Source organism: Tardiphaga robiniae (assembly GCF_013359755.1).
Lineage (GTDB): Bacteria > Pseudomonadota > Alphaproteobacteria > Rhizobiales > Xanthobacteraceae > Tardiphaga > Tardiphaga robiniae.
The window spans coordinates 220,736-245,186 of sequence record NZ_JABMCJ010000076.1; the positions used below are offsets into that span (position 1 = coordinate 220,736).

At 61.9% G+C, this 24,451-nt stretch carries 20 protein-coding genes; 8 read left to right on the forward strand and 12 right to left on the reverse strand.

From position 1 onward, the window contains the following. Nucleotides 1–140 precede the first annotated feature (140 nt). Together HP556_RS08505 and HP556_RS08510 are read right to left on the reverse strand one after the other, a co-directional pair. Nucleotides 141–1,016: a dihydrodipicolinate synthase family protein gene (locus HP556_RS08505; protein WP_175366610.1), complete on the reverse strand. Its 876-nt coding sequence runs from the start codon at nucleotides 1,014–1,016 to the stop codon at nucleotides 141–143. A 4-nt stretch (nucleotides 1,017–1,020) separates the two neighbouring features. Beyond that, entirely contained in the window at nucleotides 1,021–2,280 is a 1,260-nt protein-coding gene (locus HP556_RS08510) for an allantoate amidohydrolase (protein WP_175366611.1), read from the reverse strand. A 152-nt stretch (nucleotides 2,281–2,432) separates the two neighbouring features. Between HP556_RS08510 and HP556_RS08515 the strand changes: the two genes are divergently transcribed. After that, nucleotides 2,433–2,930 (forward strand): nucleoside deaminase, encoded by a 498-nt coding sequence (locus tag HP556_RS08515; protein ID WP_175366612.1) that lies wholly within the window; start codon nucleotides 2,433–2,435, stop codon nucleotides 2,928–2,930. A 66-nt stretch (nucleotides 2,931–2,996) separates the two neighbouring features. Here HP556_RS08515 and HP556_RS08520 read toward each other — a convergent pair whose 3' ends face one another. Then, entirely contained in the window at nucleotides 2,997–4,043 is a 1,047-nt protein-coding gene (locus HP556_RS08520; RefSeq protein WP_175366613.1) for a hypothetical protein, read from the reverse strand. 592 nt (nucleotides 4,044–4,635) lie between these two features. Between HP556_RS08520 and HP556_RS08525 the strand changes: the two genes are divergently transcribed. The 4 genes from HP556_RS08525 to HP556_RS08540 are packed head-to-tail and all read left to right on the forward strand — an operon-like array spanning nucleotide 4,636 to nucleotide 9,303. Further along, nucleotides 4,636–6,204: an ABC transporter ATP-binding protein gene (locus HP556_RS08525; protein WP_175366614.1), complete on the forward strand. Its 1,569-nt coding sequence runs from the start codon at nucleotides 4,636–4,638 to the stop codon at nucleotides 6,202–6,204. After that, entirely contained in the window at nucleotides 6,188–7,279 is a 1,092-nt protein-coding gene (locus HP556_RS08530; protein ID WP_175366615.1) for an ABC transporter permease, read from the forward strand. Before HP556_RS08525 ends, HP556_RS08530 begins: the two co-directional genes overlap by 17 nt. Next, a complete protein-coding gene (locus HP556_RS08535; RefSeq protein ID WP_175366616.1) occupies nucleotides 7,266–8,183 on the forward strand; it encodes an ABC transporter permease in 918 nt (305 codons plus the stop codon). Before HP556_RS08530 ends, HP556_RS08535 begins: the two co-directional genes overlap by 14 nt. A 40-nt stretch (nucleotides 8,184–8,223) precedes the next feature. After that, on the forward strand, nucleotides 8,224–9,303 hold the full coding sequence (locus tag HP556_RS08540) for a BMP family ABC transporter substrate-binding protein (RefSeq protein ID WP_089265262.1): 1,080 nt from the start codon (nucleotides 8,224–8,226) through the stop codon (nucleotides 9,301–9,303). 82 nt (nucleotides 9,304–9,385) lie between these two features. Here HP556_RS08540 and HP556_RS08545 read toward each other — a convergent pair whose 3' ends face one another. Next, complete coding sequence (locus HP556_RS08545) at nucleotides 9,386–11,701, reverse strand: tetratricopeptide repeat protein (protein ID WP_175366617.1); 2,316 nt, start codon at nucleotides 11,699–11,701, stop codon at nucleotides 9,386–9,388. 114 nt (nucleotides 11,702–11,815) lie between these two features. After that, nucleotides 11,816–13,165 (reverse strand): 8-oxoguanine deaminase, encoded by a 1,350-nt coding sequence (locus HP556_RS08550; protein WP_175366618.1) that lies wholly within the window; start codon nucleotides 13,163–13,165, stop codon nucleotides 11,816–11,818. A 157-nt stretch (nucleotides 13,166–13,322) separates the two neighbouring features. Here HP556_RS08550 and HP556_RS08555 point away from each other — a divergent pair, with 157 nt between their 5' ends. After that, a complete protein-coding gene (locus HP556_RS08555; protein ID WP_175366621.1) occupies nucleotides 13,323–14,144 on the forward strand; it encodes an FAD binding domain-containing protein in 822 nt (273 codons plus the stop codon). After that, nucleotides 14,141–16,750 (forward strand): molybdopterin-dependent oxidoreductase, encoded by a 2,610-nt coding sequence (locus tag HP556_RS08560; RefSeq protein ID WP_175366622.1) that lies wholly within the window; start codon nucleotides 14,141–14,143, stop codon nucleotides 16,748–16,750. The genes HP556_RS08555 and HP556_RS08560 overlap by 4 nt, the downstream gene beginning before the upstream one ends. A gap of 283 nt (nucleotides 16,751–17,033) precedes the next feature. Here HP556_RS08560 and pucL read toward each other — a convergent pair whose 3' ends face one another. Beyond that, on the reverse strand, nucleotides 17,034–17,873 hold the full coding sequence (pucL, locus tag HP556_RS08565) for a factor-independent urate hydroxylase (RefSeq protein ID WP_175366623.1): 840 nt from the start codon (nucleotides 17,871–17,873) through the stop codon (nucleotides 17,034–17,036). Between the two features lie 200 nt (nucleotides 17,874–18,073). On the opposite strand from pucL, the gene HP556_RS08570 reads away from it, so the two are divergent. Continuing rightward, nucleotides 18,074–19,468 (forward strand): nucleobase:cation symporter-2 family protein, encoded by a 1,395-nt coding sequence (locus tag HP556_RS08570; protein WP_175366624.1) that lies wholly within the window; start codon nucleotides 18,074–18,076, stop codon nucleotides 19,466–19,468. 179 nt (nucleotides 19,469–19,647) lie between these two features. Here HP556_RS08570 and HP556_RS08575 read toward each other — a convergent pair whose 3' ends face one another. From HP556_RS08575 to HP556_RS08600, 6 genes are all read right to left on the reverse strand, one after another. Further along, nucleotides 19,648–20,421 (reverse strand): substrate-binding domain-containing protein, encoded by a 774-nt coding sequence (locus tag HP556_RS08575; protein ID WP_175366625.1) that lies wholly within the window; start codon nucleotides 20,419–20,421, stop codon nucleotides 19,648–19,650. Nucleotides 20,422–20,606: 185 nt separating this feature from the next. Continuing rightward, nucleotides 20,607–21,494: a 2-oxo-4-hydroxy-4-carboxy-5-ureidoimidazoline decarboxylase gene (gene uraD, locus HP556_RS08580; RefSeq protein WP_175366626.1), complete on the reverse strand. Its 888-nt coding sequence runs from the start codon at nucleotides 21,492–21,494 to the stop codon at nucleotides 20,607–20,609. A gap of 24 nt (nucleotides 21,495–21,518) precedes the next feature. Next, the gene (gene puuE / locus HP556_RS08585; RefSeq protein WP_175366627.1) at nucleotides 21,519–22,454 is read right to left on the reverse strand and encodes an allantoinase PuuE; all 936 of its coding nucleotides are present in this window, start codon (nucleotides 22,452–22,454) and stop codon (nucleotides 21,519–21,521) included. Next, on the reverse strand, nucleotides 22,454–22,867 hold the full coding sequence (locus tag HP556_RS08590) for a DUF3830 family protein (RefSeq protein WP_068735441.1): 414 nt from the start codon (nucleotides 22,865–22,867) through the stop codon (nucleotides 22,454–22,456). Before HP556_RS08590 ends, puuE begins: the two co-directional genes overlap by 1 nt. Before the next feature lie 928 nt (nucleotides 22,868–23,795). Then, nucleotides 23,796–24,050 (reverse strand): hypothetical protein, encoded by a 255-nt coding sequence (locus HP556_RS08595; RefSeq protein ID WP_210269121.1) that lies wholly within the window; start codon nucleotides 24,048–24,050, stop codon nucleotides 23,796–23,798. 135 nt (nucleotides 24,051–24,185) lie between these two features. Next, the gene (locus HP556_RS08600) at nucleotides 24,186–24,428 is read right to left on the reverse strand and encodes a hypothetical protein (RefSeq protein WP_068734329.1); all 243 of its coding nucleotides are present in this window, start codon (nucleotides 24,426–24,428) and stop codon (nucleotides 24,186–24,188) included. Nucleotides 24,429–24,451 lie beyond the last annotated feature (23 nt).

Here is a 24,451-nt window from a genome sequence, read left to right on the forward strand (position 1 = left end):
TCAATGGCGAGCCTTACGGGCGGGCTGTATGGTTTCTAGCCCAGAAAGACCGCGTGAGCCAACAGGCCAGCCGCACAAGGCTGAGCGACAAAATGTGCATGAGCGCTGCTCGTTTGCGCGTCTGGCGGCAACGACATCGATCAGCCGACATCCCGCAAGACGGTCTCGATCACCTTGCGCTCGTCCGCGGTCAAGGCCGGCTGCGGCGCTACGGGATCGCCGACATCGTAGCCCTGGATCGCCAGGCCCGTCTTGATGCAGGCGGCCAGATTATAGCGCGCAAAGGCCTCGTTGAGACGCCACATCCGCCGTTGCAGAACCATGGCTTCGTCCCAGCGATGCGCCTTGCAGAGATTGTAGAGTTCGACGCTCTGCTTCGGCACGACGCAGGCCGGGCCCGCCATCCAGCCGACGCCGCCGATCAGCATGACGGCTGACGGAATATGCGCCGAGGCGGCAAACACTTTCAGTTTGTCGCCGCAGCGGTTGATGATCGACAACAGCCGGCCGGTATTGGTGGAGGCATCCTTGATATACTGAATGCGCGGATGTTCAGCGAGCCGCGCCACGACGTCGAGTGTCAGATCCGAACGCTGGAATTGCGGATTGGTGTAGATCACCACGGGAATATCGACGGCATCGGCGATGGCGCGGAAGTAGGATTCGATCTGCGCATCCTTGAGCGGGAAATACGCTTCGAGAATAGCTAGGATGCCGGTGGCGCCGAGCTTCTGATACGACTTCGCCTGCGCCACCGCATCGACCGTCGAGGTCGATGCCACGCCTGCCACCACCGGCACGCGCCCGCCTGCCGCCTCGATCGTAGCCTGCACCACCGTCCTGCGCTGCTCGCGATTGAGATAGGCGAATTCGCCGGTCGAGCCGAGCGGCGTCAGACCATGCACGCCCGCGCTGATGAGATCCCCGCACAGGCGGCCCAGCACATCGGTGCGGATACGCCCCTCGTCGTCAGCAGGCGAGACGAGATAGGGAAACACGCCGTGGAAATCTGCCATCGCATCAGGCCTTCGGCTTGAAATTCTCGATCACGCGCAACAACACGCGCGCACCGACCTCGACATCCGCATCGTCCACATGCTCGGCAGGATTGTGGCTGATCCCGCCGCGACAGCGCACGAACAGCATCGCCACATCGGCAATATCGGTCATCGCCATGCCGTCATGGCCGGCCCCGCTCGGCAGCTCGAACGCGCGATAGCCCTCGGCAGTAATTGCATCGGCGATCTGCTTCTGCAGCCAGGGCGCACACGGCACCGTGCGATTCTCATGGGTGATGTTGATCTGCAGATCGAGCTTGCGCGCTTTGGCGATCGACTCGATCTCACGCACCATGTCGGTGATGGCGAGCTTGCGATAGGAATCCTTTGGCGACCGGATATCCATGGTGAACGATACCAGCCCGGGAATGACATTGGTCGCACCCGGCATCGCATTGATATAACCCACGGTGCCGACAAGACCGCCGCGGTCCGACTGGCAGAACTCCTCGATCGCAACGATACATTCGGCGGCGCCCACCAGTGCATCGCGCCGCATCGCCATGGGTACCGTGCCGGCATGACCGGCCATGCCGTGCAATTCGACTGCGAGACGCGTCGCACCCGAAATGGCAGTCACGACCCCCACCGGCAGCTTCTGCGCTTCAAGCACCGGCCCCTGCTCGATATGCAGTTCGAGATAGGCGAGCAATTCGCCGGGCGCGCGCGCTGCGGCGCCGACGTGATCGGGATCGAGGCCGAAGGTGATCATCGCCTCGCGCATCGAGATGCCCGCTTTGTCGCGGCCGGCGAGCACGCTCTCGACAAAAGTCCCGGCCACCGCGCGGCTGCCGAGCAGCGTCGAGGCGAAGCGTACGCCCTCCTCGTCGGCGAAAGCAGCGATCTCGATCGCGAATGGCAGGCGCGCGCCACGGCGATTGAGATCGCCGACGCAGGAAATCGCCGTGATGACCCCGAGCGGCCCGTCCCAGCGGCCGGCATCGCGGACGGTGTCGTAATGTGAGCCCAGCATTAGGCACGGCAGACCGGGCCGGTCGCCTTCATAGCGTCCGCAGACATTGCCGATCGCATCGATACGCGCCCGCATGCCGGCTGCCTGCATCCAGCCGATGATCAGTTCGGCGGCAGCACGATGTTCCGGTGTAAGGAATATTCGCGTGATGTTGTCCGGCGCTTCCGAAATAGCAGCCAGCGCGTTGATGCGTTCGACGATCTCGCCGCCGAGCGATTGGCCGGAAGCTCCGACGACTTTCTCTTCCATCGCAATCATGCTTCTTTGTTCAGACCAGTGGCCCGGCTGGGACTTGAATGATCCAGCTCGTAAATACTAGTGCGGCCAGCAGGGCAAAGCGAATCCGCGTTTGACCTCGCGGGAAGCTAGCAGATTTCGACACCCGGACGACAGGAGCCCCGATGGCCAGGCAAGACTCGTCGAGTAGAGATGAGGCCCTTCTCAGACTTTCTTTCGACGCCGCACGCAAAGCCATGGAGCGCGGCAACCATCCGTTCGGCGCGATCCTGGTCGATGCACACGGCAAGGTCCTGATGGAAGCCGGTAACGCCTTCATGCCGTCCCATGACGGCACCGCCCATGCCGAACGGCTGCTCTGCAGCGAAGCCTCGATTGCCTATGACGAGAGCGAACTAAAGACCTTCACGCTGTATTCGTCGGCAGAACCCTGCGCCATGTGCGCCGGCGCGATCTATTGGGTCGGCATTGGCCGGCTGGTTTATGGGCTCGGCGAAGCAAGGCTCAAGGCGATCACCGGCGACCATCCGGAGAATCCCACGCTGGATCTGCCTTGCCGCAATGTCTTTGCTGCCGGGCAGAAGAGCATCGAGGTCGTCGGACCGCTGCTCGAAGACGAGGCAGCCGTGCAGCACGAGAATTTCTGGGCGCAACAGGGCTAGTCATGTCGACATGAAAACGACGCCGCGATTCACGCAGCGTCGTTTTCGTATTGAAGTCAGCTCAGATCAGAACTTGACGGTGACGCCGGAATAGAGCGAGTCCTCGCGGCACGATCCGGGCGCAAACGTGGTGCACGGCAGGCTGGCATTCTCATCCAAGCCGAACTTGTTCCGCCAGAGCCGATAGGCCACCCACACGTCGACATTGTGAGTGTATTTCGGTCCCCAGATCGCCTTGCTGGCGTCGAAGGTCAGACGGATCGGTTCGGCGTTGATCTCCATCTTGGTTGCCGTGCCGATGATCTGGCCGTTCTCCGAACCTTTCGGCCCGTAGAAGCCGGCCCGGCCGCTGATCGCGAAATAATCCATGCTCGGCGGCAGGAAGCCGAGATCCATGTAGTAATTGAGTTCAACGGCCCAGGTCGGGTTGAACTGGCGGTTGCCGTCGATGTTGCACGAGACGCCCGGGATTTGACCGGGAGCGCCGGCGTAACCGCACTGCGTAAAGGTGCTGCGGTTGGCGAACTCGTAATAGAACAACGGATTGACGTTGAAGAAGCCCTTGTAAGGCAGGTCGAAAGCGAATTGCAGACCGGTCACGACGTCGCGCTTGGATGCGGAGAAGAACCGGTTTTCAGTGCTGCCATCCGCACCGATGACGAACGACACGTTGCGCAGCGGGCCCATCGAGAAGGCCTTGGTGTTGAAGACCTCGTTGAAGCCGATCGTGCTACGGATCAGGCCGTAGATTTCTGTTGCGCCTTCGCAGCCCGTGATCGGACGCAGCGGATCGGCGCACGGATTAGCCGGGCTGCTCTTGCCCGCCTTCTCGAGGCCGATGTTGAAGAAGTTGGTGCCGTAGGTCCAGACGTCGAAGTGGGTGAAGGCGAAGACCTGTTTGGTGGTCTTGTTGGTCACGCCGGGATCGACCGCCCCCCACTGATAGGCATAGGTGAAGCGGTTATCGATCAACAGGAAGAACGGAAGATCCGGGATCGGCTTTGCCTTGACCGGCATGGCCGCCATGTCGGCGGCGCTTGCCGAGCCTGTCGGCACCATGGCTGTTAGCGACAGCAACGTCGCGGCTGCGATTGCGCGGAAACGATTGGCCATTGGAATTACCCCCACCTGTTGACAATGATTGCGTGCCTCTCGCGAGAGAGTTGTTGCAATCAGTCCGAGTGAGAAGCCTCAACTTTTTCCAATAGTTGCCACGGATTTCATCAGGGATGCCCAGTGAAATCAGTATTTTATGCTTGAAGCATCGTGTTTTCGGGATGGTGAAATGACACCATGCGAGCGCGTGTAAGACACGCGCTTAGAGACTGTAAAGATTGGTATTTTGCGACGTTCTGTCGCAGGTTTCCGAACGAAGCTCCGATGGTGAATTCACACTGTGATTCCGTGTTTGCACCGCAAGAAAATCACTGCCCAACTTCTCAACACACGAGAAAATCCGGATATCGAATTCGTTGCACATGTACCAGAACTGCAACACTTCAGACCAAGTATACAATGCGAAAGTCGAATAAACGTCATTCAATCAACGAAAAGCCCGAGCTCACGCGATTGCGTCGACAGGAATCGCCCAAGAAAGCGATCCAGTCCAAAAATAAGGCAGACGCTGGCGCTTATTCGAGATTTACGCTGCATTCCAATCCGGCACACACTTGCCGCAAACCTCCTTTTCACGCGTGAGTAGCGAATGTTGGATTCGGGATCGGGACACGCGCGTTCGGGGACGGTGCTTCTGCAGACCATCGGTCTGACCAAGCGCTATGGCAGTTTCCTCGCCAATGACGCCATCGACATCGCGATCCGTCCGCAGGAAATTCACGCGCTGCTCGGCGAGAACGGCGCCGGCAAATCCACGCTCGTCAAAACCATCTACGGCCTGATCCAACCAAGCGAAGGCGAGATGCTCTGGCAGGGCGAGAAGATGGTGCTCGCCGGCCCGCACGATGCGCGCGCCCGCGGCATCGGCATGGTGTTCCAGCATTTCTCGCTGTTCGACAATCTCACTGTCGCCGAGAACGTTGCGCTCGGTCTCGACGGCAAGGAATCCTTCAAGGCGATGTCGGCGCGGCTCGAACAGGTGTCGCAGCAATATGGCTTGCCGCTCGATCCGAAGCGCGAGGTCTGGCAGCTCTCGGTCGGCGAACGTCAGCGCATCGAGATCGTGCGCGTGCTGATGCAGAATCCGAAATTCCTGATCCTCGACGAGCCCACCGCCGTGCTGACGCCGCAGGAGGCCGATCAGCTCTTCGTCGTGCTGGAGCGCCTGAAGTCGGAAGGCCGCGCGATCCTTTACATCAGCCACAAGCTCGACGAGGTGAAGCGGCTCTGCGACACCGCCACCGTCCTGCGCGGCGGCAAGAAGATCTCGACCTGTCTGCCGCGCGAAGAAACTGCCGCATCATTGGCGCGCATGATGGTCGGCACCGAGATCAAGCAGGTCAAAGCCGCCGCCAATCGGCAAACCACCGTGCCGCGGCTCGTGGTCAACGATCTCAGCCTCGCGCCCGACGAACCACATGGCGTGCATCTGAAAAACATCTCGCTGGAGCTGAAGGGCGGCGAGATCCTGGGGATCGCTGGCGTCGCCGGCAATGGGCAGGACGAGTTCTTCGCGGCGCTCTCCGGCGAGCGTCTCGCCAAAGATCCCGGCACCATTGTCATCGACGGTCACGCAGCCGGACATCTGTCGATCACCGCGCGCCGCAAGCTCGGCGCCGCCTTCGTGCCCGAAGAACGGCTCGGCCACGGCACCGCGCCGCGCATGCGCCTGTCGGAGAACGCGCTGCTCACCGGCCACGCCGCATCCGGCATGGTGCACAACGGTTTCATCAATACGGCGGCAACGCTCGCGACCGTCGACCGCGCCACCGCGAGCTTCGACGTGCGCAAGGCCAAGCGCGATCCGGAAGCCGCCAGCCTTTCCGGCGGCAACCTGCAGAAATTCATCGTCGGCCGCGAGATTTTGCGTAATCCCATCGTGCTCGTGGTCAGCCAGCCGACATGGGGCGTCGATGCCGGCGCCGCCGCCGTCATCCGTCAGGCGCTGCTCGATCTTGCCGCTGCGGGCGCGGCCATCCTTGTCACCAGCCAGGACCTTGACGAACTCGCTGATATCGCCGACCGCATCGCTGTGATGTTCCACGGTCACCTGTCCGAGCCGTTAATGACGGCGGATGCCGACAGGGAAACGCTGGGCCTGTTGATGGGCGGCAGCGCACTCACGCCAAAGGACGTGCCCGATGCAGTTGGTGCTTGAGAAGCGCGCGGAGCGATCGACCATCATCGCGCTGGTATCGCCTGTTATCGCCATCGGGCTGACCATCGTGACCATGAGCATCCTGTTCATGATCATCGGCAAGAATCCGATCGCGGCGCTCAACGTCTATTTCATCACGCCGCTGACCGACGCCTATTCGCTGCAGGAGCTTGCGGTGAAGGCGGCGCCGCTGGTGATGATCGCCATTGGCCTGTCGCTTTGTTACCTCGCCAATGTCTGGAATATCGGCGCGGAGGGACAGTTCCTCGTCGGTGCCGTGGCGGGCAGTTGGCTTGCGGTGAAGACCAACGGCACCGATGCCGGCGTCTGGGTCTTGCCGGCGATGCTGCTGCTCGGTGCCATCGCGGGCGCGCTCTATGCGTTGATCCCGGCCCTCTGCAAGGTGCGCTTCGGCGCCAGCGAAATTCTGGTCAGCCTGATGCTGGTCTATGTGGCCGACCTGCTGCTCGATTATCTCGTCCGCGGCCCGTGGCGCGATCCCAAAGGGTTCAACTTCCCGACCACGGCCGAATTCGATCCGGTCGCCACCGTGCCTCTGCTGTTCGAGGGTGGGCGGCTGCATCTCGGCGCGGTCATCGCGCTGGTGATCGTTGTTGCCGCTGCTGTCCTGCTCGGCCGCACCATCAAGGGTTTTGAAATTCGCGTGGTTGGCGCGGCGCCGCGGGCGGCGCGCTTCGGCGGCTTCTCCTCCAACCAGCTGGTGCTGCTGACTTTCGCGATATCCGGCGCGCTGGCCGGCCTCGCGGGGATCATCGAGGTTGCCGGCCCCGTCGGCCATCTGCAGCCCGGCATCTCGCCCGGCTATGGCTTCACCGCGATCATCGTTGCATTTCTCGGACGGCTCAACCCGGTTGGAATACTAATTGCAGGGCTTTTCCTGGCGCTGACATTTATCGGCGGGGAGCAAGCGCAGATCGCCATGAAGATCCCACTCGATATCACCAAGGTGTTTCAGGGTATCCTGCTGTTCTATGTGCTCGCCTGCGACAGCCTGATCCTGTACCGGATCAAGCTCATCATGCCGCAGCGGAAGGTCGCCGATGGAGCTGCTTGAAGCCATCATCCTTGCCGTACTCGCGGCGTCGACACCGCTGCTGCTCGCCGCCTCCGGCGAGCTGCTGGTGGAGCGCGCCGGCGTGCTCAATCTCGGCGTCGAAGGCATGATGATCGTCGGCGCAGCCTGCGGCTTTGCTGGCGCCTGGGCCACCGGCTCGACATTCATCGGCGCGCTGTGCGGAATTCTCGCGGGCGTCGCGCTCTCATTGGTATTTGCACTGATGACGCTCGGCCTCGCGGTCAATCAGGTCGCCACGGGTCTCGCGCTCACAATCCTGGGCATCGGCGTCTCCGGCCTGATCGGCGCCGGCTTCGTCGGTGAGCGTATCGCCACCGCGCCGCGGCTGTACATTCCCGGCCTGACCACGCTCCCCTTCGTCGGCAAGATCCTGTTCGGCGAAGATGCCTTCGTCTATGTCTCGCTCGCGCTGATCATCGGAATGTCCTGGTTCCTCTATCGCACCCGGGCGGGGCTGGTCCTCCGCGCCATCGGCGACAATCATGTCTCCGCCCATGCGCTCGGTTATCCCGTGCTGAAGATCCGCATGTTCGCCGTGATGTTCGGCGGCGGCTGCGCGGGTCTGGCCGGCGCCTATCTGCCGCTGGCCTATACGCCGTTCTTCGTCCCCGGCATGACCGCCGGCCGCGGCTGGATCGCGCTGGCGCTGGTGGTATTCGCCTCATGGCTGCCGGGGCGCCTCGTGATTGGCGCCTATCTGTTCGGCGCGGTCTCGATCTTGCAACTGCATGCGCAGGGCTGGGGCGTCGGCGTGCCCTCGCAACTGATGTCCGCACTGCCCTATCTCGCAACCGTCGTCGTGCTGGTGTTGATCTCGCGCACCCGCAGCGGCGGCTCCACGGCGCCGGCAGCATTGGGCACGGTATTCGTGCCCGACCGCTAAAGACATTCTCGCAAGACTATCTCGCAAACAGGAGACACGTATGAACAGGAAAGCACTTGCAGCCGCCGCCCTACTGCTGGCCACCGGCCTCGGATTGGGTGCAGCCGTCGCCGCCGACAAGCTGAAAGTTGGCTTTGTCTATATCGGCCCGGTCGGCGATTTCGGCTGGACCTATCAGCACGAAGTCGGCCGCCAGATGATCGTCAAGGAATTTGGCGACAAGATCGAGACCACCTATCTCGAAAACGTCAGCGAAGGCCCGGACTCCGAGCGCTCCATCGAACAGCTCGCGCGGGCCGGCAATCAGCTCATCTTCACCACGTCGTTCGGCTATATGGATCCGACGCTGAAAGTCGCCAAGCGCAATCCCAAGGTGATGTTCGAACACGCCACCGGCTTCAAGCGCGACAAGAACATGTCGAGCTATTCCGGCCGCTTCTTCGAAGGCCGCTACATCCAGGGCCTGATCGCCGCCAAGATGTCGAAGAAGGGCGTGCTGGGCTATATCGGCTCGTTCCCGATCCCGGAAGTGATCTCCGGCATCAATGCCACCATGCTGGCTGCGCAGAAGATCAATCCGGACATCAAGATCAAGATCATCTGGGTCAACACCTGGTTCGATCCCGGCAAGGAAGCCGATGCCGCCAAGGCGCTGCTCGATCAGGGCGCCGACGTGATCATGCAGCACACGGATTCGCCGGCCGCGATGCAGGTCGCCTCCGAGCGCGGCGCGCTCGCCTTCGGCCAAGACTCCGACATGATCAAGTTCGGTCCGAAGACGCAGCTTACCGCGGTCACCAACAACTGGGGCCCGTATTACGTCGAGCGCGTCAAGGCGGCACTCGACGGCACCTGGAAGTCGGAAGACACCTGGGCCGGCCTGAAAGAGAAGATGGTCGTGATGGCGCCCTATACCAACATGCCGGATGACGTGAAGAAGATGGCGATGGACACCGAAGCCGCCATCATCGCCGGCACGCTGAAGCCGTTCAAATGCCCGATCTTGGGACAGGACGGCAAGGAAGTGGAATGCAAGGGCGGCGACGCCCTCGATCCCGGCCAGGTGCTCGGGATGAACTTCTATGTGAAGGGGATCGACGACAAGATTCCGGGGAAGTAACCGGCGCCGGCCCCTCGCGAGATATCCGGACGACAGCGTCCGGATATCTCGTTGATGACCGTCGGAGATTCGCTCCGACGCATCACATCTTCTGAACCCAGAACTGATACATCGAAATGAACGTATAGGGGTTCTCGGTTTCGAACACATGCCACGACCCAAGATCGGTCATGGCAATGTCTGCAGGAAATCGCTGACGATATTTTCGCTTCGTCGCGACGTCGACATCGAAGCCGAGAAACCGCAGATCGTTATCCTTCAGGAACCGCTCGATCTGCGGCAGCGTCATGCGATGTTCCTGCCCGTGAAACAGCAGGTCGCGGCAGTCGCTCAGGCTGAAGAAATCCGATGTCAATGTCACGTTCTTGAGCGGCATGCCGTCCTCGCAGGCGAGCAATTCCTGCCGGCAGAGACGAATGTCCGCGGGTACGGGCCGATAGCCACGCTCCGCGATGAATGCGCGCGCGGCGACGATGTCCCGTCTGGCGATCTCGCTATAGAGCGCGATCTGCATCACGCCATCGGGCTTCAACAGCGACACCAATATGCGCCATGCAGCGAATGGATCGGCGAGATGGTGCAGCACACCGCTCGATTCGATCATCTCGAACGTGTGGCCGATCGACGACAACTTCATAATGTCGGCATGGGCATGGCGCAGATTGCGGATGCCGAGCGCGCGCGTCTGCCGCCGCGCATAACTCAGCGATTTCAAACTGAGATCGATGGCGAGGACCTGCGCGTCACGGAATCTCTGTGCCGCGTGGATAGCCGAGCGGCCCGTGCCGCAACCAGCCACCAGGATGTTGACCGATCCCTCCTTGCCACCGGGTATGAAGGACGAGTCAGGAAATTGTTCGGAGAGAAACGCATCGAGCGTCGTTGATGGACCAATCGGCTCCGCAGCGAGCCACTGCGGATAGGGATGCTCCTCATAGTGGCTGCGGACCTGCAACGACACGTCGTCATCGACCGGCGTCAAGGCCGGCATGAGGGAGCTGAGCCGCCGTTCCTCTTGCCAGGCGCGGATCTGCTGATCCAGCACGGCGCCGACGCTATCCGGCCAACGGCGATCGAGAAGACGCTCCGGATTGGCGAGAGCATGGAGCGGCATATAGCTGGCAATCGCCAGGAGCGACAAAGCTGACACGGACGCTCCCGACGCTAGTCTGGCAGCAACGTCGCTCCGCAACGACTCGACGTGCTCTGCCTCGATTGCGGATAGCGCAAAGACATAGCTGTTGATGAAGCACTGCCGTGCAACGGCAGAGAACAGCGTCAGCACGGGTGCTGGCACCGCGGCGCCGGATAGGCCTTGCGCAGTGCTCAGAAGAACGAAGCGAAGCTCGGTCGCGAATTTTTCCAGCAACGGGTTCGACACGGGTGTCGCCTGCAGCACGGCACGCAGCAGTGAATCCCCGGCAAACGCTGCTATTCCCGACGAAGCCAGTATCGCCTCTGCCGGCTGCGACCGAAAATCCGGATCGGCAAGCCGCGCCATGCCCGATCTCAATGCATCACTGAGCACGAGAAAGGTCGCACAGGCAGGCGCAAGGGTGGACGGCCTCACCCACGCCTCGGAGATCGCACGCTCCAGGATCGATCTGATATCGCCGGCATCGGGCCGAAGCAGCGGCGACTGCAGGCAAGCAGCCACAGTTGCTTTCGTCTCAAACGTCTCCTGTACGGCCAGTGCCCGGCACGACAGCCGCAGCGCCTGTGCGATATCCCCGTTCTGCAACAACAGCCTTGCCAGGGCGCACAAGGCCTCCGGCCAGTCCGGCTTCAGCGCCAGCGCATGACGATAAGCCTCCTCGGCGTCCCGTTCACGCGCCAGTTCGATGAACGCCCATCCACGACCAAGCCATGCTTCGGCAAGACGCGAATTGATTGCGAGTGCCTGATCGTAAGTCGCGCACGCATCACCGTATTGTCGGAGCCCGAGCAAGGCACTTGCCTTGTTGACGATGACCTCCGCATAGTTCGGACGCAGTGCGATGGCCCTGTCGAAAGCAATGATGGCTTCGGCGTATCGCTTGAGGTCGTTGAGAACAGTCCCTCGGCCATTCCAGGTATCGGCAACGGCAGGATTGATCGCCAGCGCTCCGTCAAAGCGCTGCAAGGCCTCCGCCGGACGCTTCAATGCCTTCAGAACGAGACCGTAATTGTAGAAAGTCGCATCCGACGACGCGTCGAGCTGAAGAGCCGTCTTGATAAATGGCTCCGCCTCGGCATGGCGTTTCAACTGGCTGAGAACGACGCTCAGGAGGTTGAGCGTGGCAATGTGTCTGGGCTGCTGCCGGAGGACTTTCCTTAGTCCTCGCTCAGCATCCTCAAGCCGGCCCGACTGCAAGAACGCAATAGCTTCCCGAAAACTGAACTCGACCGGTGCCGACATGAGTGTGCCGAAAGAACCTGAGAAAAATCTGCAATATTTCTCTCAATTACCAGCACAGCCTGCGACTTTAAAGCGCACTTTTCTCTCACGCCCTACCTTGACACCGCAGTTTTCTTAATGGGTTTGCATCTTCTTCGCCGCCGCGCTGTGCCGCCGGATCAGATCCGCGATATCCAGACCCGGAATGGCGCCGTCGATCACGCGCCACGCGCCGCCCACCATCACCCGGTCCGCACGATGCGCGCCGCACAGCACGAGTGCCGCCAGCGGATCGCCATGGCCGGAGAAGCGCAGCTCGTCGAGTTTGAACAACGCCAGATCCGCCATCTTCCCCACAGCGATCTCACCCAGCTCTGGCCGCCCCACACAGGCCGCCGAGCCTTTCGTCGCCCAGCGCAGCGCGTCCTTGTGGCTGACGCGCCCGACGCCGTAACGCGCCCGCTGCAGCAGAAATGCCGCGCGCACTTCCTGGATCAAATTCGATCCGTCATTCGATGCCGAACCATCGACACCGAGGCCGATGCCGACACCCGCGTCTTCCATTTCGCAGACCGGGCAGCAGCCTGACGCCAGCAACTGATTGCTGCACGAGCAGTGACTGATCGTGGTCCCGGCCTTGCCGAGCCGCAGCATTTCCGCCCTGTTGAAGTGGATGCCATGTGCAAGCCAGGTACGCTTGTTCAGCCAGCCGGTCTGCTCCAGATAATCCAGCGGACGGCAGCCATAGATCTCCTCGCAATAGCGGTTCTCGTCCTCGGTCTCGCCTAGATGGGTATGCAGGCGGACATCGAGCTTGTCCGCAAGCGCCGCGGTGCTTGCCATCAGCGAGGTCGTTACCGAGAAAGGCGAGCACGGCGCCAGCGCGATCTGCACCATCGCGTCTTCGCCGCGCTGGTGGAATGCCGCCACCACGCGCTCGCTATCAGCCAGGATCGTGTCCTCGTCCTGCACCACACTGTCCGGGGGCAAACCGCCGTCTTTCACTGAGCGGTTCATCGATCCCCGCGTCAGCAGCACGCGCATGCCGAGCCGCTGCGCCACCGCGACCTCGATATCGACCGACTGTTCGAGGCCGGCCGGAAACACATAGTGGTGATCGGTGGTCGTGGTGCAGCCCGACAGCAGCAATTCCGACATCGCCACGCTGACGCCGAGATGGAGATTCTCGGGCGTCAGCCGCGCCCAGACCGGATAGAGCGCCTGCAGCCAGGGAAACAGCTCGCGGTCCAGGGCGGCCGGCAAGGCGCGCGTCAGCGTCTGATAGAAATGGTGATGCGTATTGATCAGCCCCGGCAGCACCACATGGGCGCTGGCATCATAGACCGCCACATCCGCTGTTGCTGGCTGGCCGCTGGCCGGCACCAATTCGACAATCCGGCCATTCCTGACGACAATGCCGCGCTCGGCACCCTCGGCGAAAATGCCGAGGGGATCCTTGATCCATGTGGCCTGCGTTTCTGTCATGGCTCATCTCCTTAGGTCCTGGACCCGACCTTGCAATTCAGGGACCAGCCACGAATACTTCGATTTGTTCTGCAATTGTCGGCGACTTGGCGTCGGTCTTGCAAGGTTCACAATGATACTTCAAGGGGTCATTGCCGAGTGAAAGCATAACCGCCCTATGGATTTGAATACGGTCACGTCCGTTGCCCGCCCTACGACGCGGGAACAGCTACCGACATGGAGTGCCGGGGATGCATGGCTCGCCGGGGGCACTTGGCTTTTCTCCGAACCACAGACCCACCTGACGCGGCTGATCGACCTCACCGATCTCAAATGGCCGGCCCTTACCGTCACCGACAAGGAATTACAGATCGCTGCGACCTGCACAGTGGCGCAGCTCGACGCGCTGCCCTGCCCGCCCGACTGGATCGCATCGCCCCTGATCAATCAATGTTGCCGCGCCTTCCTCGCCTCCTTCAAGATCTGGAAGACGGCAACGGTCGGCGGCAATCTCTGCATGTCGCTACCGGCGGGCCCGATGATCGCGCTCACCGCCGCGCTCGATGGGGTCTGCACGATCTGGAAGGCGGATGGCAGCGTAGACACGATCGACGTGGTGGACTTCGTCACCGGCGATCAAAGCAATGTGCTGATGCCGGGTGATCTCCTGCGCAGCATTGCCATTCCGCTTGCAGCCTTCAAACGACGCTCGGCATTCCGCCAGATCTCGCTGACGCCGGTCGGGCGATCTGCTGCGCTGCTGATAGGAAGCCTTGATGAGGATGGCTTGCGGCTGACGATCACGGCTTCGACGAAGCGTCCTGTTCGTATCGCGCTCCCAACACTTCCCGATACCGACACGTTCGAAGAAGCGATCCTCGACCGAGTTCCGGACAACCTCTATCACGACGACGTTCACGGCAAGCCGGCCTGGCGCAAGCAGATGACATTGCGACTCGCGGAAGAAATCCGTGCCGAGCTGCAGGGCTTCAGGCCATGAGTTTCGAGATCAACGGCCACAGCTTTTCGCAGCAGCCGCAAACCGGCCAGTGCCTGCGCACCTTCCTGCGCGAGCTCGGCCATTTCGGCGTCAAAAAAGGCTGCGATGCCGGCGACTGCGGCGCCTGCACCGTGCTGCTCGATGGCGAGCCTGTGCATAGCTGCATCATTCCGGCATTTCGTGCCGACGGCCATGCCGTCACCACCATCGAAGGCCTCGCATCCGAAGTCGGCATCCATCCAATGCAGCAGGCGTTCCTGGACGCACAGGGATTCCAGTGCGGCTTCTGCACCTCCGGCATGATCGTGACCTGCGCGTCGCTCAATCAGGCACAGCGCGCCGATCTCGGAGCGTCGTTGAAGGGAAATCTGTGTCGCTGCACAGGCTATCGCACGATCGAGGACGCACTCGACGGCAAGTCCAATGTGGAAGACGCCGAGCCCGGCGCCGCCTTCGGCCGCAGCCTGCCCGCGCCCGCTGGTCCCCAGGTGGTGACGGGCAAGGCGCGCTACACATTTGACGTCGCCATGGACGGCTTGCTGCATATCAAGATGCTGCGCTCGCCGCATCCGCATGCCCGCATCATATCGATTGATTCATCAGCAGCACGGGCGATGCCGGGCGTGCATGCGGTGCTGACGCATGCGGATACTCCGACAACGTTGTTCTCGACGGCGCGCCACGAGATCGATGCAATGGATCCCGAGGATACACGGATCCTCGACGACACCGTGCGCTTCATCGGCCAGAAAGTCGCCGCCGTGGTCGCGGACAGCGAGGCGATCGCCGAAGAAGCTTGCCGCCGCATCGACGTCGTCTATGACATCCTGCCCGCGGTGTTCGATCCTGCAGCCGCCGTCGCGTCGGGTGCGCCGGTCATTCACCCCGACAAGACGCCGGGGCATCGCGTCAGCAATGCTATCAGAAACATCGTCGCCGAAACGCATGGCGAATTCGGCGACGTCGCCGCGGCATTGGCCTCGTCGGCCGTCACCTATGAAGGCACATTCACCACGCAACGCGTGCAGCACGGCCATCTCGAGACCCATGGCGGCATCGCCTGGCTCGATGCCGGCGGCATCCTCAATATTCGCTCGAGCACGCAGACGCCATTCCTGACACGCCGCGCGTTGGCTCAACTTTATGACCTTCCCTCCGACAAGGTCCGCGTGTTCTGCGAACGCGTCGGCGGCGGGTTCGGCGGCAAGCAGGAAATGTTCGTCGAGGATATTCTGGCGCTCGCCGCGCTCAAGACCGGTCGCCCGGTGAAATGGGAACTGACCCGCGAGGAGCAATTCATCGCCACATCGACGCGGCATCCGATGCGCGTCACGGTCAAGGCCGGCGCCGACAAGCACGGCAAGCTCACCGCGCTGCAGCTCGACGTGCTGTCCAACACCGGCGCCTATGGCAATCATGCAGGCCCGGTGTTGTTTCACGCCTGCGGTGAATCGCTCGGCGTCTATAACTGCGCCAACAAGAAGGTCGATGCCGTCGTTGCCTATACCAACACGGTGCCGGCCGGTGCGTTTCGCGGCTACGGCCTGCCGCAAACGCTGTTCGCGGTGGAGGCCGCCATCGACGACCTTGCGAAACAGCTCGGCATCAGCCCGTATGATTTCCGCCGGCACAACGTCATCAAGCCTGGCGACCCCATGCTGTCACCCGCCGGCACGCATTATGACGACGTGACCATCGGCAGCTACGGCCTTGACCAGTGCCTCGACCTCGTCGAGCGCGCGATGGAGATAGAGACCAAACACGATCTCGATGACGACTGGCTGATCGGCGACGGCATCGCGCTCACCATGATCGACACAGTGCCGCCGCAGGGCCACATCGCCGAAGTCGTCATCGCCAAACGCGATGACGGCGGTTACGATCTCACGGTCGGCACCGCCGAATTCGGCAACGGCACCGCGACGGTGCATCGGCAGATCGCCGCCACGACGCTCGGCTGCAGCGTCGAGCAGATTCATCTGCGCCAGTCCGATACGCGGAACGGCGGCCACGACACCGGCGCCTATGGCAGCGCCGGCACATTCGTCGCTGGCAAAGCCACCCATGACGCCGCGCAAAAGCTGGTGGCGGCGATGCAGGCGGACAGCAATGCACGCAGCGCTACCGGAACTTCAGGCGGCACCCCGCGTTCGGTCGCCTTCAACGTCCAGGGGTTTCGCGTGGCGGTGAACAAGGGTACCGGTGCGATCAAGGTTCTCAAGAGCGTGCAGGCCGCGGACGCTGGCGCCGTCGCCAATCCGATGCAGCTCCGCGGCCAGATCGAAGGCGGCGTCGCGCAGTCGCTGGGGGCCACGCTCTATGAGGAGATGGTGATCGACGACCGCGGCCGCGTCGTCAATCCGAAATTCCGCGACTATCATCTACCGTCATTCGCCGACCTCCCGCGCACCGACGTGTATTTCGCCGACACCTATGATGCGATCGGGCCATTAGGTGCGAAGTCGATGAGCGAAAGCCCCTACAATCCCGTCGCCGCGGCGATGGGCAACGCGCTGTTCGACGCCACCGGCATCCGGTTTACACAGGTGCCGTTCAAGCCGGATCGGATTTTTCCGGAATTGCAGAAGAAGTTTGGGAAGGCATGAGAGCAAAACGCCGATCTTAACCTCTCCCCGCTCTGCGCGGGGAGAGGTCGCCGCGTCTTCGCGGCGGGTGAGGGGCCGGGCATACGGCTAAACCTGCCGACAACCTCTGAGGTCGATCGGCTGCATCAACCTCCAATCGCCGAATTGAATGTTATCCGATCCGCTAGCGTGAGTTTGCCGCAGCATCGCGCCTTGCCCCTCACCCGGATCGCAAGGGCGATCCGACCTCTCCCCGCAAAGGGCGGGGAGAGGTTAAGAACGGCGCTCTTGTCTTCGCCGCGAACTACCCCCGCCCCACCGTGCATTCGATCTGCCCGTGTGGCTCGTCCGTCGGCAGGAACACGTCGTTGTTGTTGTCGAGACCAAAGGCCGAGAGATTCATCAGGATGTAGTGGATGTTGGGACAGGCCATGCTGATCTCGGAAATCTCCGGCACAGCGGCCAGCACCTTCTCGCCCATACGATACAGACTGTTCTGCACGCTCGGACTGTAGGTCGTCGCAAATTCCTTCAGCAGCGTGTCCAGAATTGTCTTGTTGGTCGCCGGATAGCTGGTGGGCTTGCCGGACCACTTCCACGACGCGACCATCGATGTCGCGCAGATACGGTCGCTGGTCGGCTGGATCGTCGAATATTTGTCGGTGTAGTAATTCTCCCAGCCGGATTGCGTCGACTTCATGAAGGTGAAGCCGTCGAGGCCCGAGCTCATGGTCATGCCATCGCGCGTCGCGACAATCTCGACAGTGGGCTTGCCGTTGCTGTCGAGCAGGAACGAATGCGGATGCAACTCGCCATCGACGGCAAGGCGCGCCCACTTGGTCTCATGCGCAGTGATGCTGACGGAACTCGCCTGCGGATACAGGTCGAGATAGCGTTTCGCCAATACCTGGCAGAACTCCTCGGTCGACAGTGCAGTATTCTCGCGCGCCACCACATTGACGATGTTCTTGATCGTGTCCGTGGAGGTCGAGGTGGAGTTGTCGGCCTCGGTATAGGCGCGGCCGAAATCGCCTTCCAGCATCGCCTTGATGCTGAGCTGGCTGACATCCTGCTTGTCGCCGTCGCGATGGATCCGCATGATGCGGACACGGCCTTTTCCATATCTGTTCTTGATGAGCGACACGCGCGACCTCCGGTCTGTGTTGGCGACCAGAGAACCTCGGTCGCCGGGCAATATATTCAGCAATGCTCACTTTCGAGCAACCTTCGTGCCACCGGCCACTCATCAACCTCGAAATGGCTTTCAGCGGCGTCTGGCACGAGGCTTGTATCTGACGATCATAATGCCACGATATTTCATCACCTAAGCAAGGGGCTAGATCAATGACAGAGAGCGTCCATCCCGTCGACGAGGTCCTCCCGACCCCGCGCCTGCTCGCGCTGGGCCTGCAGCATGTGCTGGTGATGTATGCCGGCGCGGTCGCGGTGCCGCTCATTATCGGCCGCGCCCTGAAGCTGCCGCCGCAGGACGTCGCCTTCCTGATCTCCGCCGACCTGTTCGCCTGCGGCCTGGCCACGCTGGTCCAGTGTATCGGCTTTCCCGGCGTCGGCATCCGCCTGCCTGTCATGATGGGCGTCACTTTCGCCTCGGTCGGCCCGATGCTGTCGATGGCCACCGCCCCGGAGATCGGCCTGCTCGGCATCTATGGCTCGGTCATCGCTGCCGGAATCTTCGGCATCATTGTCGCGCCTTTCATCAGCCGGCTGCTGCCGCTGTTTCCACCGGTGGTCACCGGCACCATCATCATGGTGATCGGCATCTCCCTGATGCGCGTTGGTATCAACTGGGCTGGTGGCGGACTACCCATGTTCACAAAGATGATCGATGGCGTTCCGCACACGTTCCCCAATCCGGCTTACGGCCAGTTGCAGGGGCTCGGCATCGCGCTGTTCGTGCTGGTCGTGATCCTTGCTTTGATCAAATGGGGCACCGGCTTTCTGTCCAACGTCTCGGTGCTGCTCGGCATCATCGCGGGCGCGATCCTTGCCAGCGTGCTCGGCGTGATGCATTTCGACAAGGTCGGCACTGCCGGCTGGGTCGACATCGTGCTGCCGTTCCATTTCGGCATGCCGCAATTCCATCTCGTGCCCATCGTCACCATGTGCATCGTGATGATCGTGGTGATGATCGAGTCCCTCGGCATGTTTCTGGCGCTCGGTGAAATGACCGACCGCAAGGTCGACCGCGATGCGCTCACCAAGGGCCTGCGCGCCGATGGCGTCGGCACCTTCCTCGGCGGCATCTTCAACACCTTCCCCTACACCTCGTTCTCGCAGAATGTCGGCCTTGTCGGCGTCACCGGCGTGCGCTCGCGCTGGGTCACCATCGCCGGCGGCGGCATCATGCTGGTGCTCGGCCTGCTGCCGAAGATGGCAGCCTTGGTGGAGTCGGTGCCGCAGGTGGTGCTTGGCGGCGCCGGCCTCGTGATGTTCGGCATGGTCGCCGCGACCGGCGCGCGCATCCTCACCGCGGTGGACTTCAAGACCAACCAGCGCAACCTGTTCGTGGTCGCCATCTCCGTCGGCTTCGGCATGATCCCGCTGGTGTCGCCGAATTTCTTCAAGGCGCTGCCGCACGACCTGCATCCGCTGCTGGAGTCGGGCATCCTGCTTTGCGCGCTGGTGGCCGTGATCCTCAACGCGTTCTTCAATGGCGTGAGCAGTGCCGAGACCGCAAAGGCGGAAGCGGCTGGTGTTGCCGCGGCGGCGACGCATTAGTTTGCCTCTTAACCTCTCCCCGCTTGCGGGGAGAGGTCGACGTCCGCATGCGAAGCATGTGGGCGTCGGGTGAGGGGGACTCTCCGCGAACGCCACGGCTCGTGGAGAGTCCCCCTCATCCGTCGTCGCTTCGCGACGCCACCTTCTCCCCGCAAGCGGGGAGAAGGCAAACAGCCGCCTCACTTCACCTTCGGCTCAAGCCCGCTGGCCACGATCACCGGCGCGGCCTGCTGCGAGGACAGAAACGCGATCAGCGCCTTGCCCGCATCAGGCTGCGGCGCATTGCTCGCAAGCCCCGCCGAGAACACGGTGATCTTCTGCAGCTCCGCCGGCAGCGGGCCGACGATCTCGATGCCCTTGACCGGCTTCAATTCGCTGATCTGCTGAAAGCCGATCTCGGCCTCGCCCCTCGCAACGATCTCGCCGACCGGCGTCGCCGGGATCTTGCGCGCCTTGTCTTTCATGGCGTCGGCAATGCCGAGCTTCTCGAACATCTCCTTGCTGACATAGACGCCGCTGGCGCTGTCCGAATAGGCCACGGTCCTGGTCTTCAGCAGCGCCACCTTCAGCGTATCCGCCGAGGACAGGTCCGGCTGCGGCGCGCCCTCCTTCACCGCCACTCCGATCGGCGAATCCGCGAGATCGACGCGGCTGTCGGCGATCACCTTGCCCTTGCTGACGAGATCACCCAACGCATAGCCCACCATGATCAGCACATCGGCCGGCTCGCCCCGCGCCAGCCGCATCGGGATCGCCTGCGGCGTCTCGCCCATCGACGGCCCATAGGCCGTGACGACCGTATTGCCTGTTGCCTTCTCGAATTGCGGCACCAGTTCCTTATAGGCCGCCGTGAAGCCGCCGGAGATCATCACATGGACTTCGGAGGCGAAGGCGCTGGGCGTCGAGGCGACGGCGCAGCCGAGCACGAGCAGCGAACGAATGATGTGGCGCATGGTGTCTCTCCCGCTTGACGTCTTTTTTTCTTATCCTCTCCCCGCTTGCGGGGAGAGGTCGACTGGAACGCGCGAAGCGCGTGGAAGTCGGGTGAGGGGGAGCCAGTGTTTTACTCGCTGGCTCCCCCTCATCCGTCGTCGCTTCGCGACGCCACCTTCTCCCCGCAAGCGGGGAGAAGGAAACCTCAGCTCCCGCGATACGTCCCATAGCTCCACGGCGTCACCAGCAGCGGCACGTGGAGATGGCCTTCGGGTTCATAGACCGAAAAGCGCAGCGGGATCTCGTCGAGGAACGGCGGATCGGACATCGGCACGCCCCGCTCCGCAAAATAGCTGCCGACCTTGAAGGTCAATTCATAGCGTCCGATCGGCACCGGGCGGCCGCCGATCAGCGGCACATCGGTGCGGCCGTCGTGATTGGTCAGCGTGCGCGCAATCACGCGGCTGACGCCAAGCTTCGACAATTCGACAAGCTCGACCGAAATCCCGGCCGCAGGTCTGCCGCTATGGGTATCCAGCACATGGGTCGAGAGCCGGCCATGCACCTGTAGGCGATCCGGCCCGTCGACCAGCAGATCGGTGCGCAATGCCGCGATCTTGCAGATTTCGGCGACCGATGCGGTGACCTCGGCGGCCGGGTCGTTGGGCAACCGCTTCTCGAAATCCGCGAGGATGGAATCCTTGGTGTGACGACGGACACAGACGATGTAGGGGAAGCCGAACTTCGCTCGATAGGCATTGTTGACGCGATCGAAAGCCGCATATTCCGCTTCCGACAGCCGATCGAGCCCGACGCTGTTCTGCTCGGCATTGGATTCCGCCGTCAGGAGATCGCCGCGTTGCGTTTTATCGGCGAGATCCGGATGCGCCTTGATCAGCGCCAGCCGCTGACCTGCAGCCGCCTCCTCCACCACCTTGCGCATCGCGGCGAACAACTGCTTCACGCCCGCGAAGGGCCTGCTCTCCGCCGCCTTCTCCGCGATCCACGGGGAATATTCGAAGATATTCGCCAGCGCTGCGACGAAATCCGCTTTGCTGCAGGCGTTGAGTTCGTCGAGCGTCTTCTCTGTCATGACAGGGCTTATCCCAATCCTGGTCTATCCGATGGCACGGGCGTCGGCGGCGAGATGTTTCAGATTGGCGTGCCAGTGCTCGGCGATATCAAGGCGCGTCGGCACCCAGACGCGCTCGAAGCTGCCGATGTAATCGAGAAACCGCATCAGCGAGGCCGCACGTCCGGGCCGCCCGACGACGCGGCAATGTAGGCCCACGGTCATCATCTTCGGCGACGTCGCGCCTTCGGCATACAGCACATCGAACGAATCCTTCAGGTAGGTGAGGAACTCGTCACCGCCACCAAAGCCCTGCGGGTTGACGAAGCGCATGTCATTGGCATCGAGCGTATAGGGAATGATGAGCTGCGGTTCGCTGGGCCCCTTGATCCAGTACGGCAGATCGTCGGCATAGGAATCGCACAGATACTTGAAGCCGCCGGCTTCCATCAGCAGGCGAATGGTGTTGATCGAACTGCGGCCGGTGTACCAGCCGGTCGGGCGCGCGCCGGTCGCCTCGGTATGCACGCGGATCGCCTCGGCGATCTCGAAGCGCTCCTCGGGCTCCGACATATCCTTGTGCTCGATCCACTTCAGACTGTGGCTGGCGATATCCCATTTCGCCTCCTGCATCGCGGCGACGATTTCGGGATTGCGTTGCAGCGCTGTCGCGACGCCGAAAACCGTTGTCGGCATATTGCGCTCGGTGAACATCCGCCACAGCCGCCAGAAGCCGGCGCGCGAGCCATATTCGAACATGGATTCGATATTGGCGTGGCGCTGGCCCGGCCAGGGCTGTGCGCCCAGCACATCCGAGAGAAACGCTTCCGAGGCGCGGTCGCCATGCAGGATGTTGTTCTCGCCGCCTTCTTCGAAATTGACGACGAACTGTACCGCCACGCGCGCGCCATCCGGCCATTTCGGATCGGGCGGATTGCGGCCGTAGCCGCGCAGATCGCGGGGATAGTCGCTCCCGGCCATCAGACCATCTCGAAACGGACGGGTTGCGCACCCTTCCAGAGCACGGTCTTGCCCATCTCTTTCAGATTTTCGAGGTTCGAGGTCAGCGTAATGAAATGGTTGCCGGCGAGCTGGCCCATCTTGCTGGCGAAATGCACGCCGCTATAGGCCAGCAGGATCTCGGTCTCGCTGATGCCGCCCGGATACAGGATGATGTGGCCCGGCGCCGGAAAGCTGGTGTGGTTTTCATAGGGCACGCCGAAATCGAGATCGCCAAGCGGCATCCAGACGCCCTCGCCGCTCCAGCGCACATGGATCGCCTGGCTGACAAACGGCATCGCCTTCTTGAAGGCGGCGACGGTCTTGGGGGCGTCCTTCTCCTCGAATTTCGCGTCGAAGGTGAAGTCGCCGACATGGACTTTGAGCTGGCTCATCCGTGGAATCTCGTAATTGGAGTGACTGACAGTGATCCATCCAGATTGCAGCAGAGGGCGAAAGAAGCAAGCCGCAGTTTTCGGCGGCGTTGCCTGTAGACTGCGTTCCCTCTCCAACACTGTCATTCCGGGGCCTCCTTGCTCGTCATTCCGGGGCGCACGAAGCGGCACAGCCGCGTAGTGCGAACCCGGAATCTTGAGGTGTTTTGCTGAACATGCTGGGATTCCGGGGTCGCGTCCGGCTTACGCCGGCCACGCCCTCAGGCAAACCAATTGGTTTGCCGGGGAATAACGAGTGTGGGGGCAGGAAGACGTCAAACATATTTTCCTATCTTCCATTGACAACATCCCTTCTTGGATTATATTCCTTCGCGTCCGGCCCCGATGAGAGGGGCGAGCGCGATCGTCACGTTCGCGGGGCTGGATGCGGTGGACGCCGGAGATGCGGCGTTACGCGGTTTGGGGGTGACGTCTGTCTTCGGGCAGGACGGATCTGCGCCAGCACTGCCACCGGCATGGAGACGGCCGGGTTTGAGATGGAAAGACTCCCTGGACAGTGTAATGGACGACCAAATCGAAACGCGTCCGGCCAACTGTCTGAGGCCCCCTGTCCCTTCGTGGACACTAATAGTGGCAACGGATCGATCGCCACGGCGAAGCGCAGACAAGCCGAAAAAACACCGTATGCGGAACGCCGGGCACTATCTTTGCCCCGCGCCTTCCGAAAGTCCTGATGCACTAACTTGCGGAAGACCGCATTCGCATCAGGCCCAAGGGTGCAACGGGCACCCGGCGTTCCGCACGCCCTCTCATAGGGGGCGAGGTGGGAATGCTCATAGCTCGGACGCGCAAGCGCCGCGAGAATGCGAACGCATGTTTTCAGGACAGTGGCTGTTTGAAATTTGAATCCTGCAATGATGCGCTGCCGCTATCGTTCATCACTCAGCGGTGGCTTGAACGTCAGCGGTGATTCCATCGCACGCTGCCTGGCGCGCTCGACGGCCTGTGCAAAATCCTGCGCATCGAACCACGGCTCATCGCGCATCAACGCATCCAGATCCTCGTTCCAGATCTGCGACACCTCGATATCGAACTTCATATTGTGCTTCTGGCTGACAGCCTGAATTCCATAGCCGGTAACGGCCCATTGTTTGCCGAGCCAAAACACATCCCGATGCAGCACCACGTCTACGCCCAATCTCGTCCGGTATCGTACAGAGACGAAAAGAACCCCAACCTGATGAGGGTGAGGCTCTACTGAACCGGTCTAGTCCATCAAATTTTAGCAACATCGTCCAGCGTTGAGACCAACGCCGATCTAGATGCGACCATTCTCGTTCGGTGGCTGTGGATGCTGCGCCTTCTGCGCCCGTTCCGCATCGGCCTTGTTGGCCTCGTGGCGTCCGATCACGCACCCCGCAACGACGCCGACCTTGCCATGTCCTGCATAGTGGCCGGCGATTCCGCCAATGATCGCGCCCTTGATACAGCCTTTCGCCTCGGCCGCAACCGATGAAAACGCGAGACCCGCAACCGCAGTGCAAAGCAGCAATTTCTTCATGATAACTCTCCCGCGTGATCGAC

Coding starts and splice junctions, on each gene's coding strand:
- HP556_RS08505 (WP_175366610.1), bottom strand. CDS start 1,016: ATGGCAGATTTCCACGGCGTGTTTCCCTATCTCGTCTCGCCTGCTGAC.
- HP556_RS08510 (WP_175366611.1), bottom strand. CDS start 2,280: ATGGAAGAGAAAGTCGTCGGAGCTTCCGGCCAATCGCTCGGCGGCGAG.
- HP556_RS08515 (WP_175366612.1), top strand. CDS start 2,433: ATGGCCAGGCAAGACTCGTCGAGTAGAGATGAGGCCCTTCTCAGACTT.
- HP556_RS08520 (WP_175366613.1), bottom strand. CDS start 4,043: ATGGCCAATCGTTTCCGCGCAATCGCAGCCGCGACGTTGCTGTCGCTA.
- HP556_RS08525 (WP_175366614.1), top strand. CDS start 4,636: ATGTTGGATTCGGGATCGGGACACGCGCGTTCGGGGACGGTGCTTCTG.
- HP556_RS08530 (WP_175366615.1), top strand. CDS start 6,188: ATGCAGTTGGTGCTTGAGAAGCGCGCGGAGCGATCGACCATCATCGCG.
- HP556_RS08535 (WP_175366616.1), top strand. CDS start 7,266: ATGGAGCTGCTTGAAGCCATCATCCTTGCCGTACTCGCGGCGTCGACA.
- HP556_RS08540 (WP_089265262.1), top strand. CDS start 8,224: ATGAACAGGAAAGCACTTGCAGCCGCCGCCCTACTGCTGGCCACCGGC.
- HP556_RS08545 (WP_175366617.1), bottom strand. CDS start 11,701: ATGTCGGCACCGGTCGAGTTCAGTTTTCGGGAAGCTATTGCGTTCTTG.
- HP556_RS08550 (WP_175366618.1), bottom strand. CDS start 13,165: ATGACAGAAACGCAGGCCACATGGATCAAGGATCCCCTCGGCATTTTC.
- HP556_RS08555 (WP_175366621.1), top strand. CDS start 13,323: ATGGATTTGAATACGGTCACGTCCGTTGCCCGCCCTACGACGCGGGAA.
- HP556_RS08560 (WP_175366622.1), top strand. CDS start 14,141: ATGAGTTTCGAGATCAACGGCCACAGCTTTTCGCAGCAGCCGCAAACC.
- HP556_RS08570 (WP_175366624.1), top strand. CDS start 18,074: ATGACAGAGAGCGTCCATCCCGTCGACGAGGTCCTCCCGACCCCGCGC.
- HP556_RS08575 (WP_175366625.1), bottom strand. CDS start 20,421: ATGCGCCACATCATTCGTTCGCTGCTCGTGCTCGGCTGCGCCGTCGCC.
- uraD (WP_175366626.1), bottom strand. CDS start 21,494: ATGACAGAGAAGACGCTCGACGAACTCAACGCCTGCAGCAAAGCGGAT.
- puuE (WP_175366627.1), bottom strand. CDS start 22,454: ATGGCCGGGAGCGACTATCCCCGCGATCTGCGCGGCTACGGCCGCAAT.
- HP556_RS08590 (WP_068735441.1), bottom strand. CDS start 22,867: ATGAGCCAGCTCAAAGTCCATGTCGGCGACTTCACCTTCGACGCGAAA.
- HP556_RS08600 (WP_068734329.1), bottom strand. CDS start 24,428: ATGAAGAAATTGCTGCTTTGCACTGCGGTTGCGGGTCTCGCGTTTTCA.